Source organism: Bradyrhizobium sp. DOA9, from assembly GCF_000617845.2.
In the GTDB taxonomy this organism is placed as follows: Bacteria; Pseudomonadota; Alphaproteobacteria; order Rhizobiales; family Xanthobacteraceae; genus Bradyrhizobium.
This window is the reverse complement of sequence record NZ_DF820425.1, coordinates 5,998,454-6,021,022: the sequence shown is the minus strand read 5'-3', so window position 1 is coordinate 6,021,022 and position 22,569 is coordinate 5,998,454. Positions and strand designations below refer to the sequence as shown.

Here is a 22,569-nt window from a genome sequence, read left to right as displayed (position 1 = left end):
GTATGAAAATAAATAGCGAGATCATGGAGCGGGCGGCGGATCAGGCGAGCGAGCTGCTCAAGGCACTCTCGAACCGTCACCGGCTTCTCATCATCTGTCAGTTGATCGACGGCGAGCGGTCGGTCGGAGAGCTGGCCGAGTTTCTCAGCCTGCGGGACTCCACAGTCTCTCAGCATCTTGCGCTCCTTCGCAAGGATGGCCTGGTCGCCGCCAGGCGTGATGCGCAGACGATCTTCTATTCGATCGCCAGCGAGCCGGCGCGCGAAATCCTGAAGACGCTTTACCAGGTGTTTTGCGCGCCGAAGTCCGCAAGGACGAAATGAAGCTTAGGCAAAGGCGGGCACGTGCGCCTTGCGCGAGATCAACGCGCCTCCGCCCGCTGCTGATGAAATGAAAGGAACGCCGCGGCGCGGTGTGATGAACCCGATGACGACACGGATGCGTCCCCTACAACATTTGGCACGCTTGGGGCTTCTGGCCACATGGGCGGCCATCGGAATGCCGGCGGGATCCGGTGCCGCCGCGGAAACAATCACCGTTGCGCAGCAGAAGGTTACCGACGAGAAACCCGTCTTTGCCACCGTCGAGAGCATCAGCGTGGTCCCCGCACGTGGCCGCATCGGCGGGACCGTCGTTCAGCTCAAGGTGCGGGAAGGCGATCGCGTCACCGCAGGCCAGGTCATCGCGGCCATCGGCGACGAGAAGCTCGTCCTGCAGATGAAATCGCTCGACGCGCAGATCGAAGCGCTGCTGGCCCAGGCCAAGCAGGCGCAACTCGACTTCACCCGGACCGAAGGGCTGGTCGAGCGCGGTATCCTGCCACGGGTCAAGCTCGACGAGCAGCGCACCGCGCTCAATGTCGCCGACAACGGCCTCCGCGCCAGGACCGCGGAGCGCGCCGTCATCAACGAGCAGCTTAACCAGGGGCAGGTGCTCGCCCCGACCGACGGGCGGGTGCTGAAACGGTTGATCACCGTGGGATCCGTCGTGCTCGCCGGCGACCCGATCGTGACGGTCGCCGAGCAGAACTTCAAGCTTCGGCTGCGCGTACCGGAGCGCCATGCCCGCGCTTTGAAAGCGGGCGACAAGGTTCGCGTCGATGGCGCGGAGCTGACGGGAGAGTCCTCGAAATGGGGCGTGATCGACCTCGTCTATCCCCAGATCGAGGAGGGGCGCGTCATTGCGGACGCGACCGTCGAGGGGCTCGGCGAATATTTCGTCGGCGATCGCTTGCGGGTCTGGATCGCCGGCGGCGCGCGGCCGGCCTTCGTCATTCCCTCCAGCTATGTGGCGACCCGGTTCGGTATCGACTACGTCCAGCTCCGGAAGGGCGACGAGACGATCGACGTGCCGGTGCAGCGCGGCCGCGCCATGCCGACGCCTTCGCTTCCCGACGGGCTCGAAATCCTGTCGGGCCTCCGGACCGGTGACCAATTGGTGCGGCCGTGAATCTCGGTCTGTCAGGACGGTTGACCCGGTCGACCATCGCGTCGCCGCTCACGCCGCTGTTCCTGCTCGCGGCACTCGTCGTGGGGCTGATCGCCGTGATGGTGATCCCGCGCGAGGAGGAGCCGCAGATCAGCGTTCCCATGGTGGACATCCGTGTCAACGCTGAGGGCCTGCGCGGGCCGGACGCAGTGGAGCTGGTGAGCAAGCCGCTGGAATCGATCGTCAAGGGGATCGACGGCGTCGAGCACGTCTATAGCCAGACCGAGGACGACCGCGTCATGGTCACCGCGCGCTTCCTGGTCGGCACCAAGTTCGAGGATGCCATCCTGCGGGTGCACGAGAAAATCCGTGCCAATCTCGACCGCATCCCCGTCGGCATTCCCGAGCCGCTGATCGTCGGCCGGGGCATCAACGACGTCGCGGTGACGGTGTTGACGCTGTCGCCGAAGCCGGAGGCCGCCAGCCGCTGGACCGACAAGGACATCTACGAACTCGCCGACAAGCTGCGCGCGGAGCTGATGAAGGTCGACGACATCGGCCTGACCTACATCTCCGGCGGGGCGGCGCAGCAGATCCGGGTCGAGCCGGATCCGGAGAAGCTGTCGCTGTTCGGCGTCACGCTGCAGCAGCTCGTGGCCAAGGTGAAGGACGCCAATCGCTCGTTTCTGGCCGGGCAGGTCCGCGATGCCGGCATCGTGCGGAGCGTAGCCGCAGGGCAGACGCTGTCCGGCATTCCCGACATCGGACTCTTGCTGATCACGAGCCGTGACGGCCGGCCGGTCTACGTCAAGGACGTCGCATCCGTCGTCGTCGGCCCGAGCACCATCGAGCATCGCGTCTGGACGGAAACACGCGATGCCGGCGGCCAGTGGGCGCGGACGCCCGCCGTCAGCGTGGCGCTGGCCAAGCGCGCCGGCGCCAACGCGGTCGTCGTGTCCGGGAACATCGCCGAGCGCCTCGAAGGTTTGAAGTCGCGCCTGATCCCAGCGGATATTCAGGTGACGGTGACACGCGACTATGGCGAGACCGCCAACGAGAAGGCGAACGAGCTCTTGTTCCACCTCGGCCTCGCGACCGTCTCGATCGTCGTGCTGATCGCGATTGCCATCGGCTGGCGCGAGGCACTTGTGACCTTGGTCGTGATTCCCACGACCATCCTGCTCACGATGTTCGCCGCCAACCTGATGGGCTACACCATCAACCGCGTCAGCCTGTTCGCGCTGATCTTCTCGATTGGTATTCTCGTCGACGACGCCATCGTCGTGATCGAGAACATCGCCCGGCACTGGGCCATGCGCGACGGCCGGCCGCGACTGCAGGCGACCATCGAGGCGGTGGCGGAGGTCGGCAACCCCACCATCGTCGCGACGCTGACCGTGGTCGCCGCGCTGTTACCGATGCTGTTCGTGTCGGGCCTGATGGGCCCCTATATGGCGCCGATCCCGGCCAATGCGTCCGCCGCCATGCTGTTCTCGTTCTTCGTTGCGATGGTGGTGGCGCCCTGGTTGATGCTCAAGCTCGCGCCGACGGGTGAGGTTGCGCCGTTGCATGCGGAGCACGACGAAGGCCGGCTCGGCCGGCTCTACCGGCGCTTCGCCACGCCGATCGTGCGGAGCAAGCGGGCTGCCTGGATCTTCCTGCTCGGCGTCGGCATCGCGACGCTGCTGTCGATGACGCTGTTCGCGACCAAGTCGGTGACCGTCAAGCTGCTGCCGTTCGATAACAAGTCCGAGATCGCCGTTCTCGTCGACCTGCCGGAAGGGGCGAGCCTGGAGGCGACCGAGCGCACGCTGTTCGGCGCGGCCGAGATTGCGCGGCAATTGCCGGAAGTCACCTCGCTGCAATCCTATGCCGGCACCTGGGCTCCTTTCAATTTCAACGGCCTGGTGCGCCACTACTACCTGCGGGAGAGGCCCGAGTTCGGCGAAGTGCAGATTAACCTGACCGCGCGCGGCGAGCGCAAGCGCGCGAGCCATGAGATCGCGCTCGAGCTGCGCGAGAAGCTGAAGGCGCTCGGTCCGCCCGCGGGCACCAGCATCAAGGTCGTCGAGGTGCCGCCCGGTCCGCCGGTGCTTTCGACGCTGCTTGCGGAGGTCTACGGTCCGGATGCGGCCACGCGCCGGGCGGTCACGGCCGAGCTCAAAAAAATCTTTGCGGACGTGCCGTTCATCGTCGACATCGACGATTCGGTTGGCGAGAAGCGGCCGCGGCTGCGACTCTCGATCGATCAGGACCGTCTAGAATTCTTCGGCGTCGAGCAGCGCGACGTCTACGATACGATCCAGACGCTGTTCGGCGGCACGTCGATCGGCTATTCGCATCGCGGCGAGGACCGCAACCCGATCGAGATCGCGGTACATCTCGGAAAGCGCGATCTGGTCTGGGACGAGGCTCTCGCATCGACGCCGGTGCCCGCCAACACGTTGCCCGGCAGCAAGACGGTGGTCGAGCTCGGCCAGGTCGTGAAGGCGACCATGGAGGAGGGCTCGGCGACGATCTTCCGCCGCGACGGCCGCTTCGCCGACATGGTGATGGCCGAGCTTGCCGGACGCTTCGAGGCGCCGCTCTACGGCATGCTCGCGGTCGCCGATCGCGTTGATGCGCATGATTGGGGCAAGCTGCCGAAGCCCGCGATCAGCCTGCACGGCCAACCATCGGACGAGTCGCGTCCGACACTGCTGTGGGACGGCGAATGGGAGATCACCTGGGTGACCTTCCGCGATATGGGCGCGGCCTTCGGCGCGGCGATCCTCGGCATCTACGTGCTGGTCGTGGCCCAGTTCGGGAGCTTCCGTCTGCCGCTCGTGATCCTGACGCCGATCCCGCTGACGCTGATCGGCATCCTGGTCGGGCACTGGCTCCTGGGTGCGCCGTTCACCGCAACCTCCATGATCGGCTTCATCGCGCTGGCCGGCATCATCGTGCGCAATTCGATCCTGCTGGTCGATTTCATCAGGCATAGCGGCGCCGAGGGCAAGTCCCTTCGCGACGTGGTGCTGGAAGCGGGCGCCGTCCGCTTCAAGCCGATCCTGCTGACCGCGCTTGCGGCGATGATCGGGGCGGCAACTATCCTGCTCGACCCGATTTTCCAGGGACTGGCGATCTCGCTCCTGTTCGGGCTCGCCTCGTCAACGCTGCTCACGGTGCTGGTGATTCCCGCAATCTACATCGCCTTGCGCGCGCCGCGCGAGGCTCCCACCACAGCCAATTCCAGCTAGCGAGGATCCGATGGACAAGAACTACGTGGATATCACCAGAAACATCTCCGTCAACCTGAAGAAGCTGAGGAGCGACATTCCCGATACGATGAAGGGGTTTGCGGCGCTCGCCCAGGCCGCCGCCCGTGACGGCGCGCTGGACAAGAAGACGAAGGAGCTGATCGCGCTGGCGCTTGGGGTCGCAGCGCATTGCGACGGCTGCATCGGCTTTCACACCGAGGCGCTGGTCAGGCTCGGTGCGACGCGACAGGAGATCGAGGAGACGCTCGGCATGGCCGTGTATATGGGCGGTGGGCCGTCGCTGATGTATGCCGCGGACGCGATCGCGGCCTACGAGCAGTTTCAGCAGCAAACCGTCGTCACCTGACGGCGGTTGCTCCCATAGAAATGGGACCGGACGAGTAAGTTCGTCCGGTCCATCTATCATAGCTTCATCGCTCGCTCACCAGCGGTCGTCGACGCCGACGCCCACGCTGACGCCGGGCGCGCGAATGCCGACCCCGGCGCGCGGGCCGTCATCGTAGTGGCGATGATAGGTCCGACGCTCATAGTAGCGGTCGCGCGGCATGTAATTGTAGGAATCGCGCACGATCACGCGCGACCCGCCGCGCGTGCGATAGCAGCGGCCATCCTCGTCGCAGACCAGTCGCACCTGCTGCACGAGATCCGGATTGGTGTACTCGCTGCTCGTATAGATATCGGAAGCCTTCGCCCCCGAGGCGGCGGCCAAAGCACCCACGCCAGCCAACAGCGCAATAGTCAACGTCCTCATCATGTCCTCCTCGAAACTGCCCTCGGCGGTAACAAGAAGGGGAGGCGGTGATCGTTCCCGGTCGCGGTACTGGTTTTTCCCGGAACCTTGTCGTCAAGGCGGGTTCCTAGATCGGCTCGTAAGTCTCCGTCCCGCAGATGTCGTCGGCGTCGGCGCGCCTGCGGTCGACGACCTTGCCGCCGTTGATCGTCACGATATAGGTCTGGGCGCCGAGCGACGTGCCGGTCGCCGAGGTGAGCTGCGCGCGGACGCACGCGGTCCAGCCCGGTCCTCGCAGCTCACGATGCGGCGGGGCGACCTGCACCCCGCGCGGATAGGACGTTGCGAGAAAGACGAATTCGATCTGCTCCCGCACCACGCGTTTGACGTCGGGGGGCGCTTCCGGCGGCGGCTGCTCGGCCTCCTTCATCCGCATGAACTCCGGCACGGGTGCACGGCTGTCGGCAAAGCCGCAGCCACCGAGCGCAAGCGCGCCGATGAGCAGCGCCGCATGAGCAATGATCCGCAACATCCGTGAAGGTCCCCTGCGGGCCAAGAGATAGGCACGAATGCGATCCGACGAAGTCCCGGTCGATCAAGATTTGCTGAAGTCCTGGAGCCCGCGACATTGCTATTGCGCGATTGCGGGCTAGTTTGTACCCCACACGAGGGGGATTGCGGCAATGAGGATTCTGGTCATCGCGGCCGCGGTCTTGGCACTGACGGTCGCCGCGGCGCAGGCGCAGGGCCGGCGCCAGCCCAATGACGGCGCCAAGCCGGTCGACAACACTCCCAAGATCGACGAGAAGGCCTACAAGGCCGCGCTCGAGCGCATTCCCGAGCCCAAGGACAAGTACGATCCCTGGGGCGGCGCCCGTCCGGGCGAACCTGCCAAGAAGCCGAAATGACCTGAGGCGAATCTGCGGACCTGCCCTTTCGCTTCGAGGCGCCGTCGCTCCTGTCGCGAACGATCGATCGTCCCGGAACGATTTGTTGCGGGGTCTTCGTCGATCACGCGCGCGGTCGTCACGCGCGCGATTGCGGACCGCGCTGGCGCGGCTGTCGTATCGAATCGATCATGATCGTATTGGGCGGTGATGCGAACGTTCGTTCACATCGCGAGCCTGCTGGTGCACGAAAGCGAGGCCGACGCGCTTGTCGCTGCGCCAAACTGTGCGACAATGCCGCACGAAATCGTCGCACGCGATCGAGAGCGTGACCGATTGCGGCAACATGACGGGAGTGTCGAGGTCGATCGCCGCGCCGCCCGCCGACATGTTTCGCACCGTGCAAGCAATGCCGCTGTTTTCAAAGGTGATCTTTCCGCCCTTGAAAACACGGTGACGTTGCGATGTGCGCTTTTCAATCATCCGCGTCAGTCCTGCCGAGGATCATGAATTAGTGCATAGAAATTACGCTGAACTAAACTCAATACTGGCGCTCCTTGCGCGGCGTTTCAGACTTCGTTTACGACGTTGGAGCGGCGAGCCGCTCCAGCGGACCTGGCCAAAGAGCCTACCTTTATGGCGTGACGCGCCGATGGAGATCTTGATGAAGACTTCGCTTTCGCTTCTGTTCGCCGCAGCGCTCTCGCTGGCCGCGATGCCCGCCCAGGCCGCCAAGTGGGACCTCTCGACCATGTCCTGCAAGCAGTTCCTGGAGAGCGGCGAGGACAACATCGCGGTCGTGCTGACCTGGATGGACGGCTGGTACAAGGGCGACGAGGACAACGCGATCATCGATACCGACGTCTTCATCGCGAACGCCAAGAAGTTCGGCGCCTATTGCGGAAAGAATCCGACCGTCAGCGTCGTCACCGCCGCCGACGAGATCCTCGGCAAGTGACCTCGCCGGCGCAATGACGGCAAGCGCGAGCGCGCTTGCTGTCCCGACACGATTTCATCGAGAGCCGCGTCGAGCTTTGCGCTTTCCGCGGCTCTGTTGTTTTCAGGGCGCATTCACCCCGGCAGCATCGCGAACGCGCTCGACACCATCGCGGCCGGCTTGCCGTCGGCGGCCGAGAGCAGCGTGACGCGGCCAAAGCTCATGGTGCGCCCGAGCCGCACCACGCGCGCGTCCGCCAGCACGTCGGACGCGGCGATCGCGCGCATGAAATGCGTGGTCTGGTCGACCGTGGTCATGGGGCGGTAGCCGCGATTGGCGGCGAGGATCGCGATCACCATCGCGGTGTCGGCGAGCGCCATCAGGGCCTGGCCGCAGACGACGCCGCCATTGCGGCACAGCCGCTCCGAGAACGGCATGCGCAGCAGCGCGCCGGGCTGCCAGTCCGGCACGTCCGCAGGCGGCGCATGCTCGATGCGCTCGACGGCGAGGTTGAGATCCTGGACCCAGGGCGCAAAGACCTCGCCGAGGATGCGCCTGGCCTCGGCGAGGCCGAACTCGGCTTCTGGCTGCGTTTGCATTGCTGTCGCGCTCTCCTGTGTTGCCGGATGTTTCATCGCATTGTGCGCGCATCGGCGAGGCAAAGTCATCACCCGGTCTCGCGCCGGCCGCCTCGGCTTGAAAATGCCTGACTTGGCCCGATATGATGCCTCGCTTGGGTAAGGGTGGATGATGTTGCGTCGCTGTGTCCTCGTCTTTTGCATGGCCGTGCTCGGTCTTGGGCTGAGCGGGTGCACCAAATGCGGTCCGATCTGGGACGACTGGCTGCAAGCGCCCAAATCGTGCAGATCGGACCGGCTGTAGCGGCCACCGGCTCGTGACCGGGCTGACGAGGATGACAGGGCGCGGGCGATCCGCGCCTCACGGATGACTTAAGGAGTGAATGATGAAGCTTTTCCGTTTGGCCGCGGTGCTGGCCGTGCTGGCGGGACCTGCCTACGCGCAAATGCCCAACATCAATTTGATGCAGGATGCCCCGGCCAAGTCCCCGGAGGAGAAGGCCGCCGAGGCCGAGCGCGAGAAGGCCTACAAGGAAACGCTGAAGAAGATTCCGGATTCCAAGGCGTCCAGCGATCCCTGGGGCGGCATGCGCGCCGATCCGCCGAAGCAGCAAGCGGCGCCGAAGGCGTCGGCCGCGACCAGTGCGCCGAAGAAGACCAAGAGCGGGACGGCCGCCAACTGATCCGTTCCGGGGACCACAATGCTCCCCGGAAAGACTCCTCTTGATCCGGCCTGCGCCCTACATTGTCCGTAGCGTCGAGCGTTGAGGAAGGCAGGACATGGCCGATCGTCCGCGGGATCTCGCCGAGCGGATGGCGCGCCGGCGCAAGGCGGCCGGCAAGCCGGGCGGCGACGGCTATCTGCGCGAGACCTTCACGCTGCCGCGCGCGGCGGCGCGGGAGCGGGCGCAGGCCTTCTTCGCCCGCTACCCCAAGGCCGGCTATATGAGCGAGGTCGAGACCTGGCGCGAATTGCCCGGCGGCGAGATCGAATTCACCATGCGGCGGCTGCCCAGCGCGGACTGACGCGGTCTCCGGCGCATGAGGCCAAACGGTTCAGGCCGTCTTTCGCTTGATCGCCTTCAACTCCCGGTCGATGCGCAGCTGCACGCGCCGGATCGCCAGCAGGTCGATCCTGGTCTCGGTCTTGCCGGTCTTGATCTGGTCGCCGATGCGGAACTGCCATTGCCAGATGCCGGGAATCGCCGTCTTGGCGATGGTGAACTCGACGCCCCTGTGATTCATGGTCCGCTCCCACGATCCACCCTCATGCCTGCAGACATGGTGGTCGTCGCAATATTCCGCCACAAGTAAAATGTCGCCCGCGGCCTCCGTGGTTCTCCGACCATGAACAGAGTTCCTGGGGCCAGCAGCGCTCCAATCCGGGGAGGCGGATCCGCTCGACGGCATGTGCCTTGCTTGCCTGATCGCGGGCCAGCAACGATGGGCGTCTCATGCTCGGCATTCCCCGCCGCTACTCTCACTTCGTCTTCGGCATCATCCAGTCCGGGCTGACCTCGCTGATCGCGGCGGGAGTAGCCAGCTTTCCCGCAGGAAGCCCGGTGCTGTTCGTGCGGCACTGGATGGTGTCCTGGCTGATCGCATGGGCCGCGATGCTGCCGGTCGTGCTGTTGGCAGCGCCCGCGATCCGCGCCTTCTCGCTGCGCCTGACCCGGGAGGAGCGGGAGCCCAGTGCCGGCCGGCGGGCATGAAAAGACCCCGCCTGGGGGAGCCAGGCGGGGCTGAGAGTTGTTGGAGGCTGGGTGCTGGGCTGCAACACCATAGCCGGGCGATCCTAGCCGGCTCCGCTGACGGCAGCCTGACAGGAGATTGCGCGATCGAAAGGCCGCAGACTGGCCCCGCACCGGTCCCAATTTCGACATCCGTCCGCACCACTGCGGACACACAGGTCGGCAAGATTTTGTCCGTTCGGCGCAGCCATGGGGGAAACGTGGCGCGCCGGAAACGGGGTGGCATCATATGGATAACGTAGAGCGGTCATTCGCCGCCGCGACGGCGGCTGGCTTCGTCGTGCTGGTGATAGGCCTGGTCCTGCTGGCGGTGCTGTAGCAGGCGCTGCTGCAGACGGAACTGAGGTGCCGGGGCCGTCCCATCGACGGCGCCGGCGCGCCCTGCCTTTCAAAAACGCGAAAACAACCCCATGCACAGTAGGAGGCTTGGCGATTTCATCGCTTCGCCAATGGGTTATGGATAGTATTTAGATACCTTGAACACCCGCGGTCGCGCCGGCCCGACCGGATGCCGATCGGGGTTCCGGCCAGGGATCGGAGCGCAGTGCCGCCCCGCTTCGCCCGCCGGTCCCGGCAGTGCCTAATGTACCTTGAGCTCGTTCAGCGGCAGATGGAGCTCGGCGGCGCGCTCTTCGCGGTCCTTCTTGCGGAACTCGCTTTCCTTGCGCTCGAACTTCACCATCTCCTCGTGCGCGGCGTCCAGCAGCGGCTTTCGCCTCATCGTATCGTGCTGCGTGTCGTTGCTCGTCATGACCAGAGATCCCCAGAAGTTGCGGTCCCATCTCCACAGAAGGCCCGAGACCGCGAAAAGGTTCGGTGCCGCAGGATTACGGAAACATGACGGCGCCCCGGTCGCGCGTCGTTGATATCGGTCATGGTCGCTTCGAGGAAGCCGGCGGAGGCGCAGCTATTTCGGCGGCTGCAGCCCCGGCGACTTGACCCAATCGCTGAGATGATTGGCAACGTCGGCCTGGCGGGCCTTCTTCAGCAGTGCGTCGCGCTCCGGCCCGGGGGGTAGCTTGGAGGCCTGCTCGCGAACCTGCTTCACCCATGCGGTCAGCCGGTCTTGCAGGGTCAGCTGCTGCTTGAAACGTCGCCGCTTGAACATGGCGCGCTCTTTCCGTGCGAGGAGGGCGGGAGCGCAAGGTGAGCGTGCGTTCTCATCACCGATAGTGGCCGGGATCCGCGCGGTGATGAGGCATTAGGATCCGGAAATGGATCCCGCGTCTGTTCAGTTGTGCACACAGTGCGAAGCGGGCGGCGCGACGATCCGGCATGGCTGGTTTGTCAGCCCCCAGATCGCTGTCGTTCGCCAAAGAGGCCGCCAATGGAGGCGGCCTTACTCTTTCCAGTACAGCCGCTTGCAAGTCGGGCAATCAAAGACCCGTACATGACCGTTCTTGCGAGGGTCAAAGATGCTAGCGCGGAATCTCGTCGGCAGCCGGCAATCGTCGCACCGGGGACCCTGTTCCGGCCTTGTGTCTTCTGCCACTTCCATTGCCCCGTGTCCTCGTTGACAGGCGGGAGCGCGCGTCTCTCTCGGCCACCGACGCCAGGAATCGTCGTCAGTGGGGGGCAGGGTGCCTGTAGATTACGCAACCAACAATAACATGTGACGGCTCGCAAGGGTTGAGTTCCGGGTTGGCTGGAACGAATTAGGCCTGGGGGCAAAATCCGCAAAAGAACAGATTGCGAACTGAGAACAAATAGGGTACATTGCTTTTATCGCCGAGCTGCCTCGCAACCGTTTGTCCCTCACGCGAATCCTCGCCATAAGGAGCACGACCCAATGTCCGCAACTGCCCTGCGTATCGTCGAAGGATCCTCCATGGACAAGAGTAAAGCTCTGGCCGCCGCGCTCTCCCAGATCGAGCGCCAGTTCGGCAAGGGCTCGGTGATGAAGCTCGGCAAGAACGACCGCTCCATGGACATCGAGGCGGTGTCCTCCGGCTCGCTCGGGCTCGATATCGCGCTCGGCATCGGCGGCCTGCCCAAGGGACGCATCGTCGAGATTTACGGGCCGGAATCCTCCGGCAAGACCACGCTGGCGCTGCATACGGTGGCGGAAGCGCAGAAGAAGGGCGGCATCTGCGCCTTCATCGACGCCGAGCACGCGCTCGATCCGGTCTATGCCCGCAAGCTCGGCGTCAACATCGACGAGCTGCTGATCTCGCAGCCCGACACCGGCGAGCAGGCGCTGGAGATCTGCGACACCCTGGTGCGCTCGGGCGCGGTCGACGTTCTCGTGGTCGATTCGGTGGCGGCGCTGGTGCCGAAGGCCGAGCTCGAGGGCGAGATGGGCGATGCGCTGCCGGGCCTGCAGGCCCGTCTGATGAGCCAGGCGCTGCGCAAGCTGACGGCCTCCATCAACAAGTCCAACACCATGGTGATCTTCATCAACCAGATCCGCATGAAGATCGGCGTGATGTACGGCTCGCCGGAAACCACCACCGGCGGCAATGCGCTGAAATTCTACGCCTCCGTCCGCCTCGACATCCGCCGCATCGGCGCGATCAAGGAGCGCGACGAGGTGGTCGGCAACACCACCCGCGTCAAGGTGGTCAAGAACAAGCTGGCCCCGCCCTTCAAGCAGGTCGAGTTCGACATCATGTACGGCGAGGGCGTCTCCAAGATGGGCGAGATCCTCGATCTCGGCGTCAAGGCCGGCATCGTCGAGAAGTCCGGCGCCTGGTTCTCCTATGACAGCCAGCGCCTCGGCCAGGGCCGCGAGAACTCGAAAGCGTTCCTGAAGGCCAACCCCGACATCACCGCCAAGATCGAGACCGCGATCCGCCAGAATTCCGGTCTGATCGCCGAACAGATTCTCGCCGGCACGCCCGAGCGCGACGCCGACGGCGAGGAGCCGGCGGACGAGTAAGACCTAACGCGACAAGTTTTTCGCGAGGAGCGGGCACTGAGGACGTTGAGTTGCCGACGTCTTCGGTGCCCGTTTCGTGTTGCGTGAGGGCGTCTCGACGATGAAACGTGTGATTCTGACTAGTTCGTCCGGCGTTGGTCTCACCTATGCCGGTCGTGCTGACATGGTCGTCCCGTTGATCTTTCGGTTCGTTTGGGGGCCGTTGCCTACGTCGCACCACCTCGAGGCCTATCTTACGGGAGGCTATTACAGGGGCGATCCGGAGGTGCGGTGGTCCGATCTTGTTGGCCGGTTGCCTCAGACCGGTCTCGCGCACAAGGAGACTGGCCTGGTTTGGTTTTGCGAGACCTATGGCGTCGAGTTCATCGAGCTGTGGTTCGACCCTGAGCCTAACAGTCAATTGCAATTGATCTGGATCCTGGACTATTTGCGGTCCCATCCATCGATCACCCATTGTCTGAGACTGCGACGGGTCAATTTCGATCTGCGCGAAGCGGACGGCCCGCAACTTCGCGATCGTACGGTGCGGGAATCGGAGATCGCAGAATGCGACTTCGAGATAGCCAACATGGCCTGGGAGGCGTATCGGGCGCCGACGCCTGAACTTTGCTTCGGGTTGCTGACAAGGGATTTACCCAGGCTACCTTTCCTGAAGCCGGCTCTGGAAGCGTTGCTAGCTGAACTGCCGTCACCAATCACCGGATTGGGCGCGACGGAGGCGCGGCTTGTCGAGCTGATTGCAAGGGGGCACAACCGTACAAAAGAACTGTTTCAACCGGGCGGGCTGCTCGAAACGCGCGTGTTCGACCAGTGGGAGCTGGGTCCGTTGCTCGAAGGGCTTGCGTCGGGCCCGACGCCGGCGATCGCAGGTCTCGATCCGAAACTCGCGACGCTCGCCCGGCACGATGCGCGAGGTCGCAACGCCGCCTATCGTCGGAGCCGGTTGTCGCTGACCGAATTTGGCAAAGCGGTTCTGGAAGGCCGCGAAGATTTCCGTCGCCACAATCCGATTCGACGTTGGTGGGGCGGCACGCTTCTCACCAATGAACGGTTGTGGCGGTGGGATCGCGAAAGCCGGCTGTTGATTGCGCCCTAGAGGCGCATTCGGTGTTGTAGGGTGGGCAAAGGCGCGTAAGCGCCGTGCCCACCATGTTTCAACGTGCACGAAAGGTGGTGGGCACGCTTACGCTTTGCCCACCCTACGAGACCTCCGTCGCGTCTTACTCCGCGGCTTCTGCGTAATCGCTCACCGGCGGGCAGGAGCACACCAGGTTGCGGTCGCCATAGACGTTGTCGACGCGGCCCACCGGGCACCAATATTTGTCGGTGCGCGAGACGCCGTCGGGGAAGCAGCCTTCGCTGCGGGTGTAGGCGCGCTTCCAATCGTCGTCGGCGATGTCGTGCACGGTGTGCGGGGCGTGGCGCAGCGGCGAGGCTGCGATCTCAAAGCGGCCGGCCTCGACCTCGGCGATCTCTTTCCGGATCGCGATCATGGCGTCGCAGAAGCGATCGAGCTCGGCCTTGGATTCCGACTCGGTCGGCTCGATCATCAGCGTGCCCGGCACCGGGAAGCTCATGGTCGGGGCGTGGAAGCCGTAATCGATCAGGCGCTTTGCGATGTCGTCCACCGTAACACCAGATGTCGTCTTCAGCGGCCGCGGATCGACGATGCACTCATGCGCGACGCGGCCCTTCTCGTTCTTGTAGAGCACCGGGAAATGCGGATCGAGCCTTGCCGCGATGTAGTTGGCGTTGAGGATCGCGATCTCGGTGGCGCGCTTCAGGCCTTCGCCGCCCATCATCAGGATGTAGATGTAGGAGATGGTGAGGATCGAGGCCGATCCGAACGGCGCGGCCGAGACCGGTCCGACCGGCGCATCTGCCTGCGTCGCCGGATGACCCGGCAGGAACGGGGCGAGATGCGCCTTGACGCCGATCGGGCCCATGCCTGGGCCGCCGCCGCCATGAGGGATGCAGAAGGTCTTGTGCAGGTTGAGATGGCTGACGTCGGCGCCGTAATCGCCGGGCCTCGAAAGGCCGACCTGCGCGTTGAGGTTGGCGCCGTCCAGATAGACCTGGCCGCCATGGCCGTGCACGATGTCGCAGATCTCGCGGATGTGCTCCTCGAACACGCCGTGGGTCGAGGGATAGGTGATCATCACAGCGGCGAGATTGGCCGAATGCTTCTCGGCCTTGGCGCGGAGATCGTTGACGTCGACGTCGCCGTTCTTCTCGCAAGCCACCACCACCACGTCCATGCCGACCATCGCGGCCGAGGCCGGGTTGGTGCCGTGGGCGGAGGAGGGGATCAGGCAGATCTTGCGATGGCTTTGCCCACGCGCGGCATGATAGCCGCGGATCGCGAGCAGCCCGGCATATTCGCCCTGCGCGCCCGAGTTCGGCTGCAGCGAGATCGCGTCATAACCGGTGATGTCGCACAGCCACTTCTCCAGCCGCGCGAACAGTGCGTGATAGCCGCGTGCCTGCTCGCGCGGGACGAAGGGATGCAGCGAGCCGAATTCCGGCCAGGTCAGCGGCATCATCTCGGTGGTCGCGTTCAGCTTCATGGTGCAGGATCCCAGCGGGATCATGGCGCGGTCGAGCGCGAGGTCACGGTCACTGAGCTTGCGCATGTAGCGCAGAATCTCGGTCTCCGAGCGATGCGCGTGGAAGACGGGGTGGGTCAGGAAAGCCGTACCGCGCTTCAATTCGTCCGGCAGCGTCTCGCGCGTCTCGGCGTCGATCTCGGCATAGGCAAGCTTGCCGCCGAAGGCGCGCCAGACCGCTTCCACCGTCGCAGGCGTCGTGGTCTCGTCGAGCGCGATGCGAAGCGCGGTCTCGCCCACGCCGAGATTGATCTTCTCGGCCAGGGCGCGCGCGACGATCTCGTTGCGCTTGCCGCCAGCGTCGACGCTAAGCGTGTCGAAGAAGCTCTCGGACTGCGGCGCGAAGCCGAGCTTGCGCAGGCCGCTGGCGAGCACGGCGGTGCGGCGATGCACGTTGCGGGCGATCTGGGAGAGGCCCTCGGGACCGTGATAGACCGCATACATCGAGGCGATCACGGCGAGCAGCACCTGCGCGGTGCAGATGTTGGAGGTCGCCTTCTCGCGGCGGATGTGCTGCTCGCGGGTCTGCAGCGCAAGCCGGTAGGCCGGCGCTCCACGGGAATCGACGGAGAGGCCGACGATGCGACCCGGCAGCGAACGCTTCAGCGCATCGCGCACCGCCATATAGGCCGCGTGCGGGCCGCCATAGCCCATCGGCACGCCGAAGCGCTGGGCCGAGCCGATCGCGATGTCGGCGCCCAACTCGCCGGGCGAGGCCAGCAGCGTCAGCGCGAGGAGATCGGCGGCCAGAATTGCGAGCGCGCCCTTGGCCTTCAGCGCCGCGATCGCGGGCCGGAGGTCGCGCACCGCGCCGGAGGTTCCAGGATATTGCAGCAGCGCACCGAGCACGTCCGATGTGTCGAGATCGGTGAGGGGATCGCCGACGACCAGCGTCCAGCCCAGCGGCTCGGCGCGGGTGCGCATCACCGCCAGCATCTGCGGATGCACGTCCTTGTCGACGAAGAAGGCTTTTGCTTTCACCTGCGAGTGCCGCTCGGCGAGCGCCATGGCCTCGGCCGCCGCAGTGGCTTCATCGAGCAGCGAGGCGTTGGCGACGTCGAGCCCGGTGAGGTCGCAGATCATGGTCTGGAAGTTGAACAGCGCTTCCAGCCGGCCCTGGCTGATCTCGGGCTGGTAGGGCGTATAGGCCGTGTACCAGGCCGGGTTCTCCAGGATGTTGCGCTGGATCACCGCAGGCAGGATGGTGCCTGAATAGCCCTGGCCGATCAGCGAGGTGAAGACCTGGTTCTGGCCGGCGAGCTCGGCCATGTGCGCAATCGCCTCGGTTTCGCTGAGCGGCTTGCCGAGATCGAGCGGGGTGGCCTGCCGGATCGAAGCCGGCAGCGTCTCCGCCATCAGCGCGTCCAGGCTCTTGGCACTGACTGTCTCAAGCATGGCGGTGACATCGCGCGCCGACGGGCCGATGTGGCGGCGTACGAAACTGGCGGCGGTGTCGCCGTTGGTCTTGCGGTGCGCGGTCATCGCTTGCTCCATCGTGCTTAAGCCGTATGTGCCTTGTACGCAGCCTCATCCATGAGGCCGCCGAGCTCGCTTTTGTCGGCGATCTTGATCTTGAAGAACCAGGCCTTGCCTTGCGCGTCCGAGTTCACCAGCGCCGGCTCGGCGGCCAGCGCCTCGTTGGTCTCGAGCACTTCGCCCGAGATCGGGGCGTAGACGTCGGAGGCCGCCTTCACGGACTCGACCACCGCTGCGGCTTCGGCCTTCTTCAGCGCGCGGCCGACCTTGGGCAGCTCGACGAACACGACGTCGCCGAGCTGCTGCTGGGCGTAATCGGTGATGCCGACCGTGGCGACATCGCCGTCGATGGAAAGCCATTCGTGGTCGGAAGTGTACAGCGTCGTGGTCATTGTCTCGTCCTCAGCGTTTGTAGGTGTTTTTCACGAAGGGCATGGCGGCGACCGCGAGCGGCAGTCGCTGGCCGCGCACCTCGGCGAAGAGCTTTGTGCCAAGCGCGGCGAGGCTCACGGGCACGTAGCCCATCGCCACCGGCGCGCTCAGGCTCGGGCCGAAACCGCCCGAGGTGACTTTTCCGATCGCCTCGCCGCCCGCAGCGTCGGCAAACAGCACCGCGCCCTCGCGCACGGGCGCGCGACCTTCGGCGCGTAGTCCGACGCGGCGGCGGGATGCGCCGCCATCGAAATGGGCGAGGATCTTCGCAGCGCCCGGAAAGCCGCCGGCGCGCGCACCACCCGTGCGGCGGCTTTTCTGCACCGACCATTCCAGCGCGGCCTCGACCGGCGTGGTCGTGGTGTCGATGTCGTGGCCGTACAAGCAGAGCCCGGCTTCCAGCCGCAGGCTGTCGCGGGCCCCGAGGCCGATCGGGAGCACGTCGGGATTTTCCAGCAGCAGCTTTGCGAGGCGCTCGGCATCGCCTGATGGAACCGAGATCTCGAAGCCGTCCTCGCCGGTGTAGCCGGAGCGCGAGACGAAGCATTTGATGCTGGCGACCTCATGCGGGCCGGCGTCCATGAATGTCATGGCCGGCGCCTCTGCACAGAATTTCGCCAGCGCGGCTTCGGCCTTCGGGCCCTGCAACGCGATCAGCGCGCGGTCGGCGAGCGCGTCGATGATGCAGGCGTCGGATAGATTCGCGCGCAGATGCGCCTCGTCCGCGGCCTTGCAGGCGGCGTTGACGACCAGGAACAGGTGATCGCCGAAATTGGCGACCATGAGGTCGTCGAGAATGCCGCCGTCTTCGTTGGTGAACTGGGCGTAGCGCTGCCGCCCCGCGGCGATCGCGACGATATCTTGCGGCACCAGCCGCTCCAGCGCGCGGGCGGCGTCCTCGACCTTGCCCGACTTCGGCCGCAGCGCGAGCTGGCCCATGTGGGAGACGTCGAACAGGCCCGCTTTGGTGCGGGTATGGAGATGCTCCTTCAAGACGCCCGCGGGGTACTGCACGGGCATGTCATAGCCCGCGAACGGCACCATCTTGCCCCCGAGGGACACATGGAGGTCGTAGAGGGGGGTACGTTTCAGGGAGTCTTGGTCGTGCGCTAGCATCTTGAGGGCCCTCGGCGGTTCCCCGGGGAGGATTCCCCGATGGACACCAGTCGAAGCCCCATCTGTCGCTGTGCCTGAGAGTATTATCCCGTCGGCGGACGCGGTCCGGGCTACACCCGTCGGCGCCTCTTTCCAGATGCTGTCAAAGCCACGCGGTCCTTTTGCCTGAGAGTTTCCGGGGCGGTTGCTCCTTCGGCGCCGGCACCCAATGCCGGTCTCTCCCGACGTGGCCGTACGATATAGATGGGTAGAGACCACAGCACGGCCAAGCCTGTCAACGCGACACTCGCGCCTTTCAACCGGATTGCGCGGCTGCGGCAACCCTCTGATCTCCCTGCACAGTTTCTGGACAGCGAAGCTGGCCTTGTCTAAAAGCGCTTTGGCCCGCAGATATCAGCCTCAACGGTCCGGTTTGGACGGCGAAAAGCGGGCCCTAAAGCGCGATGAGAGCATCGCGCTTTGGCTCTTTGTTTGAGCATGATCTTTTCGGAAAACCGCTTCGCACTTTTCCGGATCATGCTCTAGCACACCCGATTGGATGAACATGAGCGGCGTCAACGAGATCAGGTCGACCTTTCTGAACTTCTTTGCCGAGAACGGCCACGAGATCGTGCCGTCCTCGCCCCTCGTGCCGCGCAACGACCCGACCTTGATGTTCACCAATGCCGGCATGGTGCAGTTCAAGAACGTCTTCACCGGCGTCGAGAAGCGGCCCTATCAGCGCGCCACGACGTCGCAGAAATGCGTGCGCGCCGGCGGCAAGCACAACGACCTCGACAATGTCGGCTACACCGCGCGCCATCTCACCTTCTTCGAGATGCTCGGCAATTTCTCGTTCGGCGATTACTTCAAGGAGCGCGCGATCGAGCTCGCCTGGAAGCTGATCACGACCGAGTTCGGGCTGAAGAAGGACAAGCTGCTAGTCACGGTCTACCACACCGACGACGAGGCGGCGGGGCTGTGGAAGAAGATCGCCGGCTTCTCCGAGGACCGCATCATCCGCATCCCGACTGCCGACAATTTCTGGGCGATGGGCGACACCGGGCCGTGCGGCCCGTGCTCGGAGATCTTCATCGATCGCGGCGAGCACATCTGGGGCGGCCCTCCCGGCTCGCCGGAAGAGGACGGCGACCGCTTCCTCGAATTCTGGAATCTCGTGTTCATGCAATACGAGCAGGTGACGAAGGAGGAGCGCGTCGGCCTGCCGCGTCCCTCGATCGACACCGGCATGGGCCTGGAGCGCATGGCCTGCATCCTCCAGGGCGTCGAGAGCGTGTTCGAGACCGACCTGTTCAAGAACCTGATCGATGCGACATCATCCGCGCTCGGCAGCGGGCCGAACGAGCAGAACGTCGCCTCGTTCCGCGTCATCGCCGACCATTTGCGCTCCTCCGCCTTCCTGGTCTCCGACGGCGTGCTGCCCTCGAACGAGGGCCGCGGCTATGTGCTGCGCCGGATCATGCGCCGTGCGATGCGCCATGCGCAGCTGTTGGGTGCCAAGGAGCCGTTGATGCATCGGCTGGTCTGGGCGCTGGTGCGCGAGATGGGCCAGGCCTATCCGGAATTGATGCGCGCGGAAAAGCTGATCGAGGAAACGCTGCGGCTGGAGGAGACCCGCTTCCGCAAGACGCTGTCGCGGGGCCTTGCCATCCTCGACGAGAAGAGCGCGTCCCTGAAGAAGGGCGACATGTTCGACGGCGACGTCGCCTTCACGCTGTACGACACCTATGGTTTTCCATTGGACCTGACGCAGGACGCGCTGAAGTCGCGCGGCATCGGCGTCGACCAGGCCGCGTTCACCGACGCGATGGAGCGCCAGAAGGCCAAGGCGCGCGAGTCCTGGAAGGGTTCGGGCGAGGCGGCTTCCGAGGCGATCTGGTTCCCGCTGCGCGAGAAGCTCGGGGCGACCGAATTCCTGGGCTACGAGACCGAGAGCGCCGAAGGCGTGGTCTCGGCGCTGGTCAAGGACGGCACTGAAGTGACGAGCCTCAAGGCCGGCGAGACCGGCGCGCTGTTGCTGAACCAGACCCCGTTTTATGCGGAGTCCGGCGGCCAGGTCGGCGACACCGGCGTGCTCTCGGGCGAGGGCGGCATCAAGGTCCGCGTCACCGATACGCAGAAGAAGCTCGGCGATCTCTTCGTCCATATCGGCACGGTCGAGAGTGGCGAAGTGAAGCTCGGCACCGCGCTGCAGCTCGAGGTGGATCATGGAAGGCGCTCGACCATTCGCGCCCATCACTCGGCGACCCATATCATCCACGAGGCGCTGCGCCAGGTGCTCGGCGATCACATCGCCCAGCGCGGCTCGATGGTCGCGCCTGATCGGCTGCGCTTCGATTTCGTGCATCCGAAGCCGATCACTCCGGAAGAGCTCGCCCGGGTCGAGGACATCGCCAACGACGTGGTGCTGGAGAACGACGAGGTCACCACGCGCGTGATGGGCGTCGACGAGGCCCGCGAGGCCGGCGCGCGCGCGCTGTTCGGCGAGAAATACGGCGACGAGGTTCGCGTCGTCTCGATGGGCCGGACCGCGCGCGAGCGCGGCGACAACGCGCTCGGCTGGTCGGTCGAGCTCTGCGGCGGCACCCATGTCAAGCGCACCGGCGATATCGGCCTAATCACGGTCACGAGCGAGAGCGCGGTCGCCTCCGGCGTCCGCCGCATCGAGGCGCTGACGGGCAACTACGCGCGCAAGCACGCCAACGACACCATGGCGCTGGCGAAGGTTGCGGCGAACGAGCTGCGCACCTCGCTCGACGACGTGCCGGCGCGCATCGCAGCGCTGATGGAGGAGCGCAAGAAGCTCGAGCGCGAGCTCTCCGATACGCGCAAGAAGCTGGCGATGGGCGGCGGCGCTTCCGCCGGCAACGGCGCAGCGTCCGCCGTGCGCGAGGCCGGCGGCGTCAAGCTGATGGCGCGCGCGGTCGAAGGTATCGAGATGAAGGATCTCAAGAGCCTCGCCGACGACGGCAAGAAGCAGATCGGCTCGGGCGTCGTCGCCATCGTCGGCGTCACCGAGGACGGCAAGGCCGGAATCGTGGTCGGCGTCACGCAGGACCTCACCGCGCGGTTCAATGCCGTCAACCTGGTGCGCATCGCCTCCGAGGCGCTCGGCGGCAAGGGCGGCGGCGGCCGGCCCGACATGGCCCAGGCCGGCGGCCCCGATGGCGCCAAGGCGTCCGAAGCCCTAAGCGCGATCGAAAAAGCGATGGCAGGCGCTTAAGGCCCATGCGCCTCGTTCCGCGAGGACGTGGGCTTCGCGATCCGGACTTGAGGGATCGCCTCTACGATTTGCTGGAGCACGACCCCTTGGCCTATTCGGTCGGGTCGCGCTTCATCCAGCTCATCATCGGCGTCATCGTGCTCAACGTCGCCGCGATGGTCCTCGCCTCGGTGCCGGAGCTGGATGCGCGGTTCGGCGCGCTGTTCGCAGGCATCACCATCCTGTCGGTGATCGTGTTCGCGCTGGAATATGCGGCGCGGCTGTGGACCGTGGCGGGGCATACCCAGCGCAAGGGATCTGCGCTGTCCGACCGGATGGGCTATGCCTTCTCGGCGCTCGGCATCATCGATCTCATGGCCTTCCTGCCGGCCGCGATCGTGCTCGCCACCGGCGAGCATGCGACGCTGGCCGCGCTCGGCGTGCTGCCGTTCTTCAAGCTGATCCGCTATTCGCCGGCGATGCGCTCGCTGCTCGCCGCCGTGCACGCCGAGCGGCGCGCGCTGATCGGCTGCATCGTCATCCTGATCGGCGCGGTCCTGACCTTCGCCTCGCTGCTCTACGCCATCGAGCGCGACGTGCAGCCGGACAAGCTCGGCACCATCCCGCAGGCGATGTGGTGGGCGATCGTGACGCTCGGCACCGTCGGCTATGGCGACGTCGTGCCGGTGACGCCGCTCGGCAAGTTCGTCTCGACCTTCGCCATCATCGCCGGCTTTGCCATGATCGCGCTGCCGGTCGCGATCATCTCCTCGGCGTTCGCCGAAGAGGTGAAGCGGCGCGATTTCGTCGTGACCTGGGGCATGCTGGCGCGGGTGCCGCTGTTCTCGCATCTGTCGGCCGCGGAGATCGCCGACATCATGCGGCTGCTCCGCGCGCGCACCATCGAGCAGGGCGAGGTCCTCGTGCGGCGGGGCGATGTCGCCTCGTCGATGTATTTCATCACCGCCGGCGAGGTCGAGATCGCGCTGCCGAACCAGCACGTGCGCCTCGCCGACGGCACTTTCTTCGGCGAGATCGCGCTCTTGCACAAGACCAAGCGCAGCGGCACGGTGACGGCGACGCGCAAGACGCGGCTGCTGGTGCTCGATGCCCAGGATTTTCATGCCCTGATCGCGCGCATGCCGACGCTCGCGGATCACGTCCACGAGACCGCCAAGGCGCGGCTCGCCGACACCGGCGATCTCGCGCTCGCCGAGCTCGCGCAGGCGGAGAAGGAAGGCGAGGGCCGCTGAGCGGTCGCAAAAGCAAACGGGCCGCGCATGCAGCG

23 protein-coding genes and 1 riboswitch are annotated in these 22,569 nt (G+C 65.4%); of the genes, 13 read left to right on the top strand and 10 right to left on the bottom strand.

Annotated features, from left to right (window positions below):
• Positions 1–23 precede the first annotated feature (23 nt).
• From BDOA9_RS28445 to BDOA9_RS28430, 4 genes are all read left to right on the top strand, one after another.
• Complete coding sequence (locus BDOA9_RS28445) at positions 24–323, top strand: ArsR/SmtB family transcription factor (RefSeq protein ID WP_025037340.1); 300 nt, start codon at positions 24–26, stop codon at positions 321–323.
• A gap of 175 nt (positions 324–498) precedes the next feature.
• Positions 499–1,449: an efflux RND transporter periplasmic adaptor subunit gene (locus tag BDOA9_RS28440; RefSeq protein WP_244521536.1), complete on the top strand. Its 951-nt coding sequence runs from the start codon at positions 499–501 to the stop codon at positions 1,447–1,449.
• Positions 1,446–4,667 carry an efflux RND transporter permease subunit gene (locus BDOA9_RS28435; protein WP_025037338.1) on the top strand — a complete coding sequence of 1,074 codons (3,222 nt, stop codon included), beginning with the start codon at positions 1,446–1,448 and terminating at the stop codon, positions 4,665–4,667. Before BDOA9_RS28440 ends, BDOA9_RS28435 begins: the two co-directional genes overlap by 4 nt.
• 10 nt (positions 4,668–4,677) lie before the next feature.
• Positions 4,678–5,034: a carboxymuconolactone decarboxylase family protein gene (locus BDOA9_RS28430; protein ID WP_025037337.1), complete on the top strand. Its 357-nt coding sequence runs from the start codon at positions 4,678–4,680 to the stop codon at positions 5,032–5,034.
• 75 nt (positions 5,035–5,109) lie between these two features.
• Here the strand turns inward: BDOA9_RS28430 and BDOA9_RS28425 are convergent, their stop codons facing one another.
• Both BDOA9_RS28425 and BDOA9_RS28420 read right to left on the bottom strand, forming a co-directional pair.
• On the bottom strand, positions 5,110–5,442 hold the full coding sequence (locus BDOA9_RS28425) for a hypothetical protein (RefSeq protein ID WP_042336798.1): 333 nt from the start codon (positions 5,440–5,442) through the stop codon (positions 5,110–5,112).
• Between the two features lie 103 nt (positions 5,443–5,545).
• The gene (locus BDOA9_RS28420) at positions 5,546–5,950 is read right to left on the bottom strand and encodes a hypothetical protein (protein WP_025037335.1); all 405 of its coding nucleotides are present in this window, start codon (positions 5,948–5,950) and stop codon (positions 5,546–5,548) included.
• A 151-nt stretch (positions 5,951–6,101) separates the two neighbouring features.
• On the opposite strand from BDOA9_RS28420, the gene BDOA9_RS28415 reads away from it, so the two are divergent.
• Complete coding sequence (locus BDOA9_RS28415; protein ID WP_025037334.1) at positions 6,102–6,326, top strand: hypothetical protein; 225 nt, start codon at positions 6,102–6,104, stop codon at positions 6,324–6,326.
• Between the two features lie 168 nt (positions 6,327–6,494).
• Here BDOA9_RS28415 and BDOA9_RS28410 read toward each other — a convergent pair whose 3' ends face one another.
• Positions 6,495–6,788, bottom strand: a complete 294-nt coding sequence (locus BDOA9_RS28410; RefSeq protein WP_025037333.1) for a PilZ domain-containing protein — start codon at positions 6,786–6,788, stop codon at positions 6,495–6,497.
• A gap of 181 nt (positions 6,789–6,969) precedes the next feature.
• Between BDOA9_RS28410 and BDOA9_RS28405 the strand changes: the two genes are divergently transcribed.
• Entirely contained in the window at positions 6,970–7,263 is a 294-nt protein-coding gene (locus tag BDOA9_RS28405) for an HdeA/HdeB family chaperone (RefSeq protein ID WP_025037332.1), read from the top strand.
• 113 nt (positions 7,264–7,376) lie between these two features.
• On the opposite strand, the gene BDOA9_RS28400 is transcribed toward BDOA9_RS28405, so the two are convergent.
• The gene (locus tag BDOA9_RS28400) at positions 7,377–7,841 is read right to left on the bottom strand and encodes a PaaI family thioesterase (protein ID WP_025037331.1); all 465 of its coding nucleotides are present in this window, start codon (positions 7,839–7,841) and stop codon (positions 7,377–7,379) included.
• Between the two features lie 365 nt (positions 7,842–8,206).
• Here BDOA9_RS28400 and BDOA9_RS28395 point away from each other — a divergent pair, with 365 nt between their 5' ends.
• Both BDOA9_RS28395 and BDOA9_RS28390 read left to right on the top strand, forming a co-directional pair.
• Positions 8,207–8,503, top strand: coding sequence for a hypothetical protein (locus BDOA9_RS28395; protein ID WP_025037330.1), 297 nt, complete (start codon positions 8,207–8,209; stop codon positions 8,501–8,503).
• A 97-nt stretch (positions 8,504–8,600) separates the two neighbouring features.
• Entirely contained in the window at positions 8,601–8,846 is a 246-nt protein-coding gene (locus BDOA9_RS28390) for a hypothetical protein (protein ID WP_025037329.1), read from the top strand.
• A 30-nt stretch (positions 8,847–8,876) separates the two neighbouring features.
• Here BDOA9_RS28390 and BDOA9_RS28385 read toward each other — a convergent pair whose 3' ends face one another.
• The gene (locus BDOA9_RS28385; protein WP_025037328.1) at positions 8,877–9,065 is read right to left on the bottom strand and encodes a hypothetical protein; all 189 of its coding nucleotides are present in this window, start codon (positions 9,063–9,065) and stop codon (positions 8,877–8,879) included.
• Positions 9,066–9,274: 209 nt separating this feature from the next.
• Between BDOA9_RS28385 and BDOA9_RS28380 the strand changes: the two genes are divergently transcribed.
• Complete coding sequence (locus BDOA9_RS28380) at positions 9,275–9,532, top strand: DUF2798 domain-containing protein (protein ID WP_025037327.1); 258 nt, start codon at positions 9,275–9,277, stop codon at positions 9,530–9,532.
• A 619-nt stretch (positions 9,533–10,151) separates the two neighbouring features.
• Here BDOA9_RS28380 and BDOA9_RS39085 read toward each other — a convergent pair.
• Entirely contained in the window at positions 10,152–10,322 is a 171-nt protein-coding gene (locus BDOA9_RS39085; RefSeq protein WP_042336797.1) for a hypothetical protein, read from the bottom strand.
• A gap of 156 nt (positions 10,323–10,478) precedes the next feature.
• The gene (locus BDOA9_RS28370) at positions 10,479–10,679 is read right to left on the bottom strand and encodes a hypothetical protein (protein WP_025037326.1); all 201 of its coding nucleotides are present in this window, start codon (positions 10,677–10,679) and stop codon (positions 10,479–10,481) included.
• 681 nt (positions 10,680–11,360) lie between these two features.
• On the opposite strand from BDOA9_RS28370, the gene recA reads away from it, so the two are divergent.
• Positions 11,361–12,449, top strand: coding sequence for a recombinase RecA (gene recA / locus BDOA9_RS28365; protein ID WP_025037325.1), 1,089 nt, complete (start codon positions 11,361–11,363; stop codon positions 12,447–12,449).
• 100 nt (positions 12,450–12,549) lie between these two features.
• Positions 12,550–13,545 (top strand): hypothetical protein, encoded by a 996-nt coding sequence (locus BDOA9_RS28360; RefSeq protein WP_025037324.1) that lies wholly within the window; start codon positions 12,550–12,552, stop codon positions 13,543–13,545.
• 124 nt (positions 13,546–13,669) lie between these two features.
• On the opposite strand, the gene gcvP is transcribed toward BDOA9_RS28360, so the two are convergent.
• The 3 genes from gcvP to gcvT are packed head-to-tail and all read right to left on the bottom strand — an operon-like array spanning position 13,670 to position 18,079.
• Complete coding sequence (gcvP, locus tag BDOA9_RS28355) at positions 13,670–16,537, bottom strand: aminomethyl-transferring glycine dehydrogenase (protein WP_025037323.1); 2,868 nt, start codon at positions 16,535–16,537, stop codon at positions 13,670–13,672.
• A 17-nt stretch (positions 16,538–16,554) separates the two neighbouring features.
• Complete coding sequence (gene gcvH, locus BDOA9_RS28350; RefSeq protein ID WP_025037322.1) at positions 16,555–16,923, bottom strand: glycine cleavage system protein GcvH; 369 nt, start codon at positions 16,921–16,923, stop codon at positions 16,555–16,557.
• 10 nt (positions 16,924–16,933) lie between these two features.
• Positions 16,934–18,079 (bottom strand): glycine cleavage system aminomethyltransferase GcvT, encoded by a 1,146-nt coding sequence (gene gcvT, locus BDOA9_RS28345; RefSeq protein WP_025037321.1) that lies wholly within the window; start codon positions 18,077–18,079, stop codon positions 16,934–16,936.
• A 144-nt stretch (positions 18,080–18,223) separates the two neighbouring features.
• A riboswitch (glycine riboswitch) is annotated at positions 18,224–18,313 on the bottom strand.
• A gap of 310 nt (positions 18,314–18,623) precedes the next feature.
• On the opposite strand from gcvT, the gene alaS reads away from it, so the two are divergent.
• Positions 18,624–21,302, top strand: a complete 2,679-nt coding sequence (gene alaS, locus BDOA9_RS28340; protein WP_025037320.1) for an alanine--tRNA ligase — start codon at positions 18,624–18,626, stop codon at positions 21,300–21,302.
• Between the two features lie 5 nt (positions 21,303–21,307).
• Positions 21,308–22,534 carry a cyclic nucleotide-gated ion channel gene (locus BDOA9_RS28335; protein WP_025037319.1) on the top strand — a complete coding sequence of 409 codons (1,227 nt, stop codon included), beginning with the start codon at positions 21,308–21,310 and terminating at the stop codon, positions 22,532–22,534.
• Positions 22,535–22,569 lie beyond the last annotated feature (35 nt).